The 12,000-nt window shown below is 59.3% G+C and carries 8 protein-coding genes and 1 pseudogene; 6 read left to right on the top strand and 3 right to left on the bottom strand.

What is annotated here, in order from left to right:
- Positions 1-170 precede the first annotated feature (170 nt).
- Entirely contained in the window at positions 171-3,866 is a 3,696-nt protein-coding gene (gene traA / locus WA845_RS13315) for a Ti-type conjugative transfer relaxase TraA (protein WP_337322383.1), read from the bottom strand.
- Positions 3,867-4,295: 429 nt separating this feature from the next.
- Here traA and WA845_RS13310 point away from each other — a divergent pair, with 429 nt between their 5' ends.
- The 4 genes from WA845_RS13310 to WA845_RS13295 all read left to right on the top strand — a co-directional run bounded on the left by WA845_RS13310 (position 4,296) and on the right by WA845_RS13295 (position 8,506).
- Entirely contained in the window at positions 4,296-5,210 is a 915-nt protein-coding gene (locus tag WA845_RS13310; RefSeq protein WP_337322382.1) for a nucleotidyltransferase and HEPN domain-containing protein, read from the top strand.
- Between the two features lie 133 nt (positions 5,211-5,343).
- On the top strand, positions 5,344-5,652 hold the full coding sequence (locus WA845_RS13305; protein ID WP_337322381.1) for a mobilization protein: 309 nt from the start codon (positions 5,344-5,346) through the stop codon (positions 5,650-5,652).
- Positions 5,649-7,313, top strand: a complete 1,665-nt coding sequence (locus WA845_RS13300) for a type IV secretory system conjugative DNA transfer family protein (RefSeq protein ID WP_337322380.1) — start codon at positions 5,649-5,651, stop codon at positions 7,311-7,313. Before WA845_RS13305 ends, WA845_RS13300 begins: the two co-directional genes overlap by 4 nt.
- A gap of 242 nt (positions 7,314-7,555) precedes the next feature.
- Positions 7,556-8,506 (top strand): bile acid:sodium symporter family protein, encoded by a 951-nt coding sequence (locus WA845_RS13295; protein WP_337322379.1) that lies wholly within the window; start codon positions 7,556-7,558, stop codon positions 8,504-8,506.
- Positions 8,507-8,554: 48 nt separating this feature from the next.
- On the opposite strand, the pseudogene WA845_RS13290 reads toward WA845_RS13295, so the two are convergent.
- Positions 8,555-9,609: pseudogene (locus WA845_RS13290) on the bottom strand (aldo/keto reductase).
- 184 nt (positions 9,610-9,793) lie between these two features.
- Between WA845_RS13290 and WA845_RS13285 the strand changes: the two are divergent.
- Positions 9,794-10,699: a LysR family transcriptional regulator gene (locus WA845_RS13285; RefSeq protein WP_337322378.1), complete on the top strand. Its 906-nt coding sequence runs from the start codon at positions 9,794-9,796 to the stop codon at positions 10,697-10,699.
- 80 nt (positions 10,700-10,779) lie between these two features.
- Here WA845_RS13285 and WA845_RS13280 read toward each other — a convergent pair whose 3' ends face one another.
- On the bottom strand, positions 10,780-11,565 hold the full coding sequence (locus tag WA845_RS13280) for a 2-keto-4-pentenoate hydratase (RefSeq protein ID WP_337322377.1): 786 nt from the start codon (positions 11,563-11,565) through the stop codon (positions 10,780-10,782).
- Positions 11,566-11,757: 192 nt separating this feature from the next.
- Here WA845_RS13280 and WA845_RS13275 point away from each other — a divergent pair.
- On the top strand, positions 11,758-12,000 hold a 243-nt coding region (locus WA845_RS13275), incomplete at its 3' end, for an AGE family epimerase/isomerase (protein WP_337322376.1).

Below are 12,000 nucleotides of genomic sequence, written 5' to 3'. Positions count from 1 at the left end.
TCAACTCCAACTCGTCCACTACACCCGCACCGGATCAGGACCGATTGCCGAGGAAGACCACAGCCACAACCGGTGAAACATGGCGCGGAATCGGCGAAAAGCTGGCTCGCTTCATGTTCTGGTAATTTGGGGATTATCAAAGCTGACGCCAGTGTTGTTGCCAGCGCACACTATCGGCTCAGCCCAAGCCCCTGAGACCGGGCCAGTTGCTGTTTCAGCGCGTGGTCATGGCTGAGTTCTGCATGGCGTGCACGATGCACCAGGCCGGCGATTGCCTTGATCTGCTCGGCCTGCTTTGCGAGCTCCGGGCGTGTCTCGAGCTCTTCGGCGAACCTGCGAGGATCGGAGCTTCCGAACCGCCGCGTGAGCGCTTCGGCCACCAGCTTGGCCTCATCAAGCGCGGTCAGGCCCTCAGGTAGCGATCGCAGCTCTTTGATGAACTTGCTTCGCCTATCGATCGGCATTTTCTCCACCTGGCTAATGATTTCGGCGCTGCGCGAGGTGAGGCCGGGCACTTCGATCACGTCACGCTGTTCACGCTGCCATTGTTCGCTCTGACGTTCTTCGCCGAGCCGTCGCTCCCATGCCTCGGAGACATAGCCGATATGGGCAGAGAGTGACCTTGCATATTGCAACGCCTCCTTCCGTTCCTTGCTGTTGCCGAACAGACCCGATTTGCCGCGCAGCTCCCCGAAGCGCTCTGGCTGCCCGACCATGGCCTTCGCCATGATCTTGCCATTGCCCTCTTTCTCGATCATCGCGGCGCGCAATCTTGCTGCGACCTCGGCCGGATCACGGAACACGTGCCGCACGAGAGAGTCGACTACATCGAATTGCTGATCGATAACGGACATAGCCTTCATCTGCGCCACCTCTTCGATGCTGCGTTGGTATCGGGTGATGGCTGGCACAAGCGGAGCTGGCTTACCGGGTTCCAGCGACGATTGCTGGCCGACAGCTTCTGTGGGGGCAGGGACGGCGCCGTCTCGCGTCATGAGGTCGGACCACCGGATCCGGCGATATCCTTTATTGTCCTCTGTCCCGTGCGGATCTTCGCGACGAACAGTGCCGGCCAGATCGCCGGCAGGTTCCTCGTAAACCCGCTGACGTTCCGATGGCCGGCCCTGCTGTTCCCGTTGCAGATGGGCCGCGCGGGACAGGACCTCTTGACGCTCATTCCGGTCGGAAGCAAGTTCAATCTCGCTTCTGAGCCCGAGCTGCTCCGCGATGCCCCGCCGCTCGGCAAAGTCCCTGACATAGTCCAGCGTGGTTTCCTTCGCGCCGGAACGCGACAGGCGGCTTGTCAGCTTCTGATAGGCCAGTTCATCACCCTTGACGACGCGCCATGCATTGCGCTCGGCCTTTGTGCCGTCCGGAAGCGAGACAGGCGTGGCGCCTTCATGCTGGAGGAAAATCCTGTCTCCGATTTTTGGCGAGGCCTCTCGCATGGCCCGCTTGAGATCGACGCCCCACACCGTGCGCTGATCGCCCTTGTCATTCTTCAGCGTCACAAAATAGCTTTCTCGCGCCTGGCGATTATGCTCGTAGGGCGCAACGCCGTGATCAACGAGCCGGCCCGCATTTGTGAACTCCTTGATGTCGGCATAGAGCTGCACGCTGTCGCGATGCCTTGTCATGGCGACATAGGTCAGATGCCGGTCCATGGTGCCGGACGCCAGCACGAAGGCGCGATCGACCGTCGCACCCTGGTTTTTATGGATCGTCGTCGCATAACCGTGGTCGATCGCCTGATAGCTGTCGGTCAGAATGCTGACGCTGTCGCCGTCTCGGCCATCGAGCCGAGCAACGATCCGACCCTTCTCGACACGCTCGACGGTGCCAAGCATGCCGTTTTTCACAGCGAGGTCGCGGTTGTTTTCGAGGAAGATGATCCTGTCGCCGGCGGCGAAGGCGCGTTTGCCGTTACTGGTCTGGAAGTTGAGTTCTCCAAGATCCCCGACACCCCCGCGGTCCGCACCGGCGTTCTGCCCGTGGCTGCGCTCCAGGCTTTGCCGGTTCTGAAGCTCGGCTCGGATAGCAACATTGAGCGCGCGCACATCGGCACGGCGGTGCGCCATGGCAACCCGGGTGCCATCCGGATGCTCAGCACTGTCGGCGACATAATCACGCACGATCTGCGCCATCGCTTTGTCGCGGCTTTCTGCAAAGTAGATATCGCCGTGCTCGCGGTAGGCGGCAAGGCCGTCGGCCGTTTTGTGGGTCGCAAAGGCAACCGATGCTTGCCTCTGCCAATCATGACGCTGGCGGCGAATGCCGCAAAGCTCGACATGGCCGATCTGTTCGGCAATCGCCCTGAAGGGAGCACCGGCGCCGATTGCCTGCAGTTGCTCATGGTCACCGACAAGCACGATCTTTGCGCCGCGCTCCTCCGCTTCTCCGATGAACCGGGCAAGCTGACGGCTGCCGACCATGCCGGCCTCATCGATGACGAACACGTCACGTCGGCCGATCAGATCCCGGCCATGGTCCCAGCTGTATGACCATGACGCAAGCGTGCGGCTCTCTATGCCGGAACTTTCCTCAAGCCCCTCGGCTGCCTTTCCGGCTAATGCCGCACCATGGACCTGATAGCCTTGAGCCTCCCACGCCTCGCGAGCGGCTGCCAACATGGTGGACTTTCCGGCGCCGGCAAACCCGACCACGGCCGCAATGCGTTCTCGCCCGGTAATATGCTCGATCGCCTGACGCTGTTCGGCCGACAATCCCGCAGACGGATCGCTCGCAGCCGACGGTCCGCCAGAGCTTGTCCGAAGAGCGTGATCCTGCCTTTCCATCGCGCGCTCGACATGGCGCGGATCGACACCGTGGGACTGCGCCTGATGCAGCCGCTCCGCCGATCGCGCCATTGCGAGTTCCAGATTTATCATGTCCCGCGTCGAATAGCGCGCATTGGAGACGTCGCCCGTCTCAGGATCGATGTGCTCAGCCTGAAGTTCGACAAGCGCTGACGACGCCATGACAGCGGCAAAGGCGTTCCGGAACGTTTGGGCGTCATCGTTGATATAGCGATGCAGGGTTTTGGCAATATCGTGCCGATCGAACACGCTCTTCTCATGGCTGATCAGCGTCAGAACCTGCTCCGGTTTTTGGCGGATCAGCGCGGCGTTCTGCCGTGCCGCCTCGTCATCCAGCCTGCCGCGCTCGACCGTCAATCCTTGCTGCTGCATCTGCGAGGCATGCACGCCCATGTGCTCGGTCGGCGACAACTCAAGACCGCGCTCCACATGTGATCGATGGTCGATGCGAACGTCCAGACCTTCGCGCTGAAGCTGACGGTTGGCGATGCCTTCCCATGCCTGCCGGATATCGCGAAGCTGCATGTCGGTTGTCGCCATGCCATTTTCCAGCAGCCGTGCGTTCTTGTGCTCGAGATAAGTCTTCTCGCCAAGGCGGGTTCTGCCAAGCTGTCGCGTCGTCATCAGCACATGCGCGTGGTAGTTCCTAATATCACCATGCTCGCTTGGCGAATGGATTGCAAAATCCACGGCCGCGCCATAGCGGTTTGCCAGATCCTGGGCGAAGGCGCGTGCAGCTTTCAGTCTCCCTTCTGGCGACAGCTCATGCGGAAGCGCGATTTCGAATTCGCGGGCGACGCGGGCATCCCTGCGCTTTTCTGCAAACTCGGCAGCATTCCACAAGGCAGAACGATCCAGAGCCCAATCGGCAGAAAGACCGTCCGGCAGCACGATCTCTTTATGCTCCACTCCTTCTTTCCGGGTAAAATCATGCACGAGGCCATCGCGATGATTGGTAAGAAGTACCGCACAACGGTAGGCGGCGGATGCCACAGCGCTTCGGCCGGATGAGCGCGAGACAGGTTTGGTGCTGAGATGATAAATCGCCAACCGAAATCTCCGATACGCAAACGGGGAAATTCAGCGCTCAACTGCGGTGCAAGTCGTAAGTGCGCCCTTGTCAGTTTACCGGTGGCGAGGCTAGCAACATCGAACGGCGATTTCGACTACTAAAAGTAGTAGTCGCCAAGTGGCAATTGCTCGTGTTTGAATAGGGACACAAATGCATCAATCAGGTGAGGGGGATGCGCAGGGCGATAGGCGCAGGCTGATAGCCCGGCGGAAGAGGGATAGGCGCCAAAGAGAGCCGGACGAGTGGAAGGAGATATTGCAGGCGCCGCGTGACAAACAGGAGTGGGCGCAGGCAACGCGCGGTCGATAGTTTGGGATACGGGCTGTCGATTGGCGGCTGCCAAAAATCGGAGTTTCAAAGAAGTTTACAATGGACCATACAGGATACCGTCCAGAAACGGAGCAGACATGAAGACCAGCCTTGAACACCTGCCGGAACGAAAGCAACGCGAGCTTGCGCGCGTCGTCGGAATTATCCAGGAAGAGTTTGCTGATCTGGTGGAGCGCTCGAAGTCGGACGCCAAGAAGGACGGACGGATCTTCAAAATCATTCTGTTTGGTTCTTACGCACGTGGCACCTGGGTGGATGAACCGCATACGTCGAAAGGTTACCGCTCGGATTTTGATATTCTCGTCATCGTCAGCAACAAGGAACTTGCCGATCCCAAGTACTGGGACAAGGCAACCGACCGGCTGATGTGGGACAAGGAGATCGAGACACCTGTTGGCCTCATCGTGCATGGCGCGCGCGAGATCAGCAATTTTTTACGTGATGGCCAGTACTTCTTCGTCGACCTCGCCCGCGAAGGTGTTGTTCTTTACGAATTTGACGACAGGCCGCTGGCTGAAGCGAAACCGCTCAGCCCTTCCGATGCACTCAGGGTGGCCGAGGAGCATTTCAGTACCCAGCTTAATAGCGCCAAATTCTTTCGTGAACTCGCTCTATATTCTATCACCCATGATCAGCGAAATCACGCGGCTTTCAATCTTCATCAGGCGGTCGAGACGGCTTACAACTGCTACCTGCTGACACTGACAAACTATTCGCCCGCGTCGCACAATCTCAAATTCCTGCGTGGACTTTCCGAAGGTCGTGATCACCGTCTGATTGACATCTGGCCGCGCGACCGTCAGCGATTTACCACCTGGTACAACATCCTGAATGAGGCCTACGTCAAGGCCCGATATTCGAAGCGTTTCGAGGTTTCTGAAGAGGCGCTGACCTGGCTTCAGGAGCGGACGGTGGAACTTCATAAGCTGGTTGAGACGCTTTGCCACGAGCACATTGAGAAGCTCAAACAGGCCGCGAACGCCAGCGGCTGAGCCTAACCGGAGGGTCCAACCAACTCTCACAATCGCTATGTCGATCTCCTCATAGAAACTGGTCTGTCTTCCAGGAGCAAAGCCGTGGTCAACAACGGCAGTTCCGGTGCGACCGCAATCGAAAGGAATAATCGTGGCAAGGAAAACCATCGAACAGCGCCTGGCTGAACTGGATGCGCAACGGTCCGCGCTCAAGGCCCGGCTTTCAAAAACCGAGCGCAACAACGATATGCGGCGCAAGGTCCTGATCGGCTCGCTCGTCCTTCATCATCTCGAAACTTCAAATGATCAGGAGTTCAGCAAACAACTCGGTGAATGGCTGCGCCGCGAACTGCCGGGCTTTCTGACACGCGACAATGACAAGGCGCTGTTTACCTATCTAATCAGACAAGGACTGACGGACAAGGGACAGGGTGGCGACAGTGGGCAGGGTGCTCTATGACCCGAATACAACTTGCTTGGGCCGCATTCAAGAACATGATGCGCGCCGCCGCGCGGGATCCGCTTTGGGCATTTCTAGCTTTGCTTGCCATGCCTTTCCGGATATGGAAACCGCTTCTCGGATTTATGTTCATGCTCATCATCGTCACGTTCGTGATCGGCATGGGTGGCCGTCATTTCCTCGAGCAAATGGGTTTCGGTCACGGCTCGCCTGTCTACATCATCCCAGGTCTCTTAACCCTGCTGGCGCTTGCCGCCATCACCTTCCGGTTCATCACCGCTCCACTGATTTTGCATTTCGGGGACAGTGACGGTGATACCCATGGCTCCGCCCGCTTTGCGACAGACAAGGAGATAGCCGCTCTCACCTCATCGGGTTCAGGCCTCCTGATTGGTCGTGATACGAAAACGGCCAAGCCCCTGCGCTATGATGGTCCGGCCCATCTCCTCACCATGGCGCCGACGCGCACCGGCAAGGGCGTGGGCACGATCATTCCAAACCTGCTGACCGCCGATCGGTCGGTGATCTGCGTCGATCCAAAAGGCGAAAATGCAAGGATCACCGGCCGTGCTCGTCAGAAATTCGGGCCGGTTCATGTGCTCGATCCTTTCGGGGTCACCGGCAGACGCTCGGCAGCCTTCAATCCCCTCGCCATGCTCCATCCCGACAGCCTCGATGTCGCGGAAGACGCCAGTGCGCTTGCCGACGCTCTTGTGTTCGACGAACCGGGAATGGCGGGCGAGGCGCATTGGAACGAGGAGGCAAAAGCGCTGATTGCCGGATTGCTGCTTGAGATTGTTGCGGCAGAACCTTTGCGACGCCGGCATCTTGCGACACTTCGCGAGTATCTGACCCTTGCTCCGGAACAGTTTGTAGCACTGCTCAAGCGTATGCAGGAGAGCGATGCTGCAGGCGGTCTTGTTGCGCGTGCCGCAAACCGCCACCTCGGAAAATCCGATCGCGAAGCCGCAGGCGTGCTGTCGGCCGCCCAACGCCATACGCATTTTCTTGATTCACCGCGCATGGCGGCCGTGCTCAGCCGCTCTGATTTCCGGTTCGCTGATCTCAAGCGCAATAACATGACGGTGTTCCTCGTTCTTCCGCCTGATCGCCTCTCGACCTATTCGCGCTGGCTGCGCCTGCTTGTCTCGCAAAGCCTGCTCGAAATGGCCCGCGATCCAACCAAGCCGGTGACACCGGTTCTTTATCTGCTCGATGAGTTTGCATCCCTTGGGCATCTGGCGCCGGTCGAACGCGCGATGGGTCTGATGGCGGGTTATGGTGTCCAGCTTTGGCCTGTCCTCCAGGACATCCATCAGCTGCGGGCCGCATATGGTCACCGCGCCGGAACCTTCCTGTCGAACGCCGGCGTGCTGCAGGTTTTTGGCGTCAATGATCATCACAGCGCCCGTCTCATCTCTGATTTGCTCGGACAGGAAACGGTCGTGTTCCAGACGATGGCGAGAGCGCTCGATTCCGATAAGACCGGGATTTCCTATAGCCAACAGCATACCGGCCGGCCGCTACTAACCCCTGATGAGGTGCGCAATCTACCTCCGAACGGACAATTGCTATTACCGGCCGGGCAACGACCAATATTTGCCGAGAAGCTTGCCTACTTTGCCGATCCGGAGTTCAGGGAGATGTTCGACGCGGTCTAACGGTATGCACGACGAAAGGGCAGTCAAGCATCTGAGACCTTGTATGCCCAGCCCTGGAGCTCGCTTCGGCGCAACGGGAAGAGGATAGATGAGTCTTCGTCCAAATTGCAGTCCTCTCGCGACGGCGGGCATCGCGGCGGCCGGATCGTTTTCGACCGCGAGGTCCAGCAGCGGGGTAATGATCTTGACAGGGCACCACAGGAGTCTAGACGGGGTCTCATGATCATCTCGGGAATGTGGAAATGAAAACACTGGCAGCCGTTTCGGCTTTTGTGGGCAAGACTTTTGCCATCTTGGTCATCCTGTTCGCCGTCCTCGGCTTTTTCTTTCCGGATACGTTCAAGCAGATCGCGCCGTGGATCGTCACGCTTCTGTCAATCATCATGTTCGGCATGGGTCTCACACTTTCGGTCGAAGACTTCAGGGAGGTCGTGAAAAGGCCGTTCGATGTGACGATCGGCGTGCTCGGCCAGTTTCTCATCATGCCGCTTCTGGCCGTGCTGCTGACGCTTATCATTCCTATGCCGCCGGAAGTCGCGGCTGGCGTCATTCTGGTCGGCTGCTGCCCGGGCGGCACTTCTTCCAACGTCATGACTTATCTCTCCAAGGGCGATGTCGCGCTGTCCGTTGCCTGCACCTCGGTCACCACGCTCGCGGCGCCGCTGGTGACGCCATTTCTCGTCTGGCTGTTCGCAAGCCAGTTCCTGCCCGTCGACGGTTGGGCGATGTTCCTCAGCATCGTAAAAGTCGTTCTGGTTCCGCTGGCGCTGGGTGCCGCCCTGCAAAAGCTGCTGCCTGGCCTCGTCAGGACCGCCGTACCGGCGTTGCCGCTCGTCAGCGTCATTGGCATTGTCCTCATCGTTTCGGCGGTGGTTGGAGGATCCAAGGCATCTATCGCCCAGTCCGGGCTGATGATTTTTGCCGTCGTGGTCCTGCATAACGGCCTTGGCTATCTACTCGGTTACCTCGCGGCAAAGGCAACGGGCCTGTCGCTTGCCAAGCGCAAGGCCATTGCGATCGAGGTCGGCATGCAGAATTCGGGCCTTGGCGCAGCACTTGCCACGGCCTATTTTTCGCCTCTCGCTGCGGTTCCGAGCGCCATTTTCAGCGTCTGGCACAATATATCCGGCGCAATCCTGGCGAACTGGTTTTCGGGCCGGGTGGACGCAGGCTCCGCCAACAAAGCCGCCTGAAGCTCCGCATTTGTCAGCCGCCTGTAGTTCAGGCGGCCTGACCCTGCCTTAGAACGGCATAGTCTGACGTGCTACGGCAGGTGGATTAAGCCGGGCAAAGCCTTCCTGGCGCTGATACGGGAAATGCGGATAGGGAGCAGTCGTCTCGCTGGCCTCGTCCAGCGTCGCTACCTGTGCCGATGTCAGTTCCCATCCCACGGCATCGAGATTCTGGCGAAGCTGTTCCTCATTGCGCGCGCCGATGATGACCGTGGAAACAGTCAGGCGTCTGAGCAGCCAGTTGAGGGCGACCTGAGGCACGGTCCGGCCTGTCTCCGTCGCAACGGCGTCGATCGCATCGATCACGCGGTAGAGCTCTTCATCATTGACCGGCGGGCCGAAACCGGCGGTTTCGTGCAGGCGGCTGCCTTCAGGCAGCGGCGTGCCGCGGCGGATTTTTCCGGTAAGCCGCCCCCAGCCAAGCGGGCTCCAGACCATGGCGCCAAGACCCTGATCCGCCCCGAGCGGCATCAGATCCCACTCGTAGTCGCGGCCAACAAGCGAGTAATAGACCTGGTTGACGACATAACGCGGCCAGCCATATCGATCGGCGACCGCGAGCGACTTCATGATCTGCCAGCCGGAAAAATTCGAGACGCCGGTATATCGCACCTTGCCCGACCGGACGAGCGTATCGAGCGTCGACAGCACTTCCTCAACCGGCGTGAAGGCATCGTAGGCATGGAGCTGGAGGATGTCGATATAGTCGGTCTTTAGGCGGCGCAGGGCGTCATCCACCGCGCGCAGCAGCCGGAAGCGGGACGACCCGGCATCGTTCGGCCCGTCACCCATCGGCAGGCTGGTCTTGGTTGAGATGAGAACGTGGTCGCGCCTCCCCTTGACAGCTTCGCCGAGTACTTCCTCCGACGCGCCATTGGAGTAGACATCGGCGGTATCGAACAGGTTCACGCCTGCTTCCAGACAGATATCGATCAGGCGTCGGGCTTCTGCCGCATCTGAATTGCCCCAGTTGCTGAAGAGCGGGCCGGAGCCGCCGAAGGTTCCGGTGCCCAACTCACGACCGGCACTTTCAGACCGGATTTGCCAAGCTGGCGATATTCCATGAGACTTTCCTTTGTTGTTTCGAAATGGTCGTGGGCGGCGCGTCGCGGCGTGGCCTTCTGCCCGTCCATTCGTGATCTGACAGATGAAGACTGCGCTGTGTTACAATCGCTGTCGTAAGATAGACGCCTGCTCTTCAATGAAATAGAATGCCGAAACTATTATCACTTGTGAGATGAGGTCATCATGGCGCGATTGGAGATCAACCGGGCAGGGGAGATGGAGATCTTCGTACGGGTCATAGAGCTTGGTGGTTTTTCCCGCGCGGCGGCTGCGGCTAGCATGACGCCTTCCGCCGTGAGCAAGCTGATCGCACGGCTGGAAAGCCGCCTGGGTGCGCGCCTGCTCAACCGTTCCACCCGTCAGCTTCAGATTACTCCGGAGGGCTGCGCCTTCTATGAACGGGCCACCCGTATTCTCGCCGATATTGAAGAGGCCGAACGCGCCGCCGGGGAAGGTGAACGGCCTCTCGGCCGCGTGCGGATCAACACCAGCGCATCCTATGCAGCGCATATTCTTGCACCCATCCTGCCACGGTTTCTGGCGCTCCATCCAGGCATTACGCTTGATATCGTCCAGACGGATCTGGTGGTCGACCTGCTTGCGGAACGCACGGATGTGGCGGTGCGCGCGGGACCGCTGAAAAGCTCAACGCTTGTCGCCCGCAAGCTCGGTGAGACGAGAATGATCATCGCCGCCTCTCCTGATTATCTGGAACGTTATGGCACGCCGCAGACAATAACCGATCTCGAAGATCACAACCGCCTCGGTTTTGGCTACACCCGGTCCGTCGACGGCTGGCCGTTACGGAACGACGGAAAGACCGTCGTCATTCCGGCCACGGGACGCGTGCAGGTGAGCGATGGCGAGGGGCTTCGCCGTCTTGCCCTTGCCGGTGTCGGTCTGGTTCGCCTTGCGGCTTTTACCGTACGGGAGGATATCGCCGCCGGCCGTCTGATACCGGTCCTCGATCATCTCGATACGGGTGAAACGGAGATGTTTCATGCCGTCTATGTCGGCCAACGGGGACCGCTTCCGGCACGTATTCGGGCGCTGCTCGATTTTCTCGGCGAGTATGGGCGGGTGAAGTGACGTTCCGCGTGCCACAAAAGGCGTGAATGGAATTAAGGCCTCAGACTGCCGGAAAACGGTAGCAGCCTGAGGAGCGAAGGCTATAGTTTCGGCCCTGAGATTGTGAAAGCACCAGCCGATTCCAGCTTTATACGCGTCTCGCCCGCAAGTCCGCTTGGTATCGCACCGCAGAGGCTACCCGTCGTCACGACGTTGCCAGCCTTCAGCATGTCGCCGGTGTTGAATTCCGAATTGGCGAAGGCGACAAGCGGCGCAAGCGGATCACCATTTGGATGCTTTGCCCTGGCATCAAACAGCGACAACGGTCCCTCTGTAACGGTGAGCTGCAGCAGGTTCTCACCGTTCCCGGTAAAGACCTCCACGATGCCTTCGTCCAGTTCCGGGCCGATGACGAAGCCGTGGTTGGCGAGGCGATCCGCCAGAAAGAGCGGAAACGGCACCTGGTTTTTCTCCACCAGCCTGTAGCGAAGAAGTTCGGCGCCAAGGTGAACCTTGTCGATAAATCCCGTCAGATCGGCCCTTGTCATCCGCCGAGCGGTTGAAGCAGGGATGTCGGCGGAAAGCGTGAAGCAAATCTCGACTTCGACACCTTCGGTGCAGTCTTCAGGAAAAGAAGCGAGATTGGCGTCGTCGACCCTAACACAATCGAAAATCGGCGCCCCAACAGCCTCACCATCCGGCCGGATCGCCAGTTTCCAGCCGGCGACCGGCTTTGCCCAGTGTTCAGCAAAAGCCCGCTGAACCGCCATGGCGGCAAAAAGGGTGCCGGGAACGAGACCATCGGCCTCAAGCTCCGTCAGAGGAATTCTCGCGCCTTCATGAACCGCCTTCGCGAAGCGCCGTGCTAGTTTTTCGAATGACGTCATTGTCTGATATGTCCCTTCGGTCTGCGTCGCTAATGGTGGCACGATCTGTAGCGGTTAGCCAGCAGTTCGCGCAGATGACCGCGCTTGGACTGAGGGATAGCGGTGCTGCCCCAAAACGACGGTTCTAGCCTTTGTTTTCAGTCTTTCTTGTCGTATGGGTGCCACGGATACATCCCAAGAGAGAGTTACCGCATGACCGTGCAATTTCCGAGTATCGCGCAGACACTTGCCGAGGAGATCGGAACATTACGCAAATGGCTGGATGAGGACGCCCTTCCATTGTGGTGGGAGGCGGGGTCAGCCCGGCCGGATGGCGGCTTTTACGAGCGTCTCGGTCAGGATGCGAAACCGGTTTTTTCCGATGACCGCCGCGCCCGCGTCCAACCGCGCCAGGCTTATTGTTATGCCGCCGCCGGCCAGCATGGCTGGCATGGC

It is taken from the genome of Agrobacterium sp. CMT1 (genome assembly GCF_037203725.1).
GTDB classification, from domain to species: Bacteria; Pseudomonadota; Alphaproteobacteria; order Rhizobiales; family Rhizobiaceae; genus Agrobacterium; species Agrobacterium pusense.
The sequence above is the reverse complement of the archived record's forward strand: the minus strand, read 5'-3'. Positions and strand labels throughout refer to the sequence as shown.

Coding starts and splice junctions, on each gene's coding strand:
- WA845_RS13310 (WP_337322382.1), top strand. CDS start 4,296: ATGAAGACCAGCCTTGAACACCTGCCGGAACGAAAGCAACGCGAGCTT.
- WA845_RS13300 (WP_337322380.1), top strand. CDS start 5,649: ATGACCCGAATACAACTTGCTTGGGCCGCATTCAAGAACATGATGCGC.
- WA845_RS13295 (WP_337322379.1), top strand. CDS start 7,556: ATGAAAACACTGGCAGCCGTTTCGGCTTTTGTGGGCAAGACTTTTGCC.
- WA845_RS13285 (WP_337322378.1), top strand. CDS start 9,794: ATGGCGCGATTGGAGATCAACCGGGCAGGGGAGATGGAGATCTTCGTA.
- WA845_RS13280 (WP_337322377.1), bottom strand. CDS start 11,565: ATGACGTCATTCGAAAAACTAGCACGGCGCTTCGCGAAGGCGGTTCAT.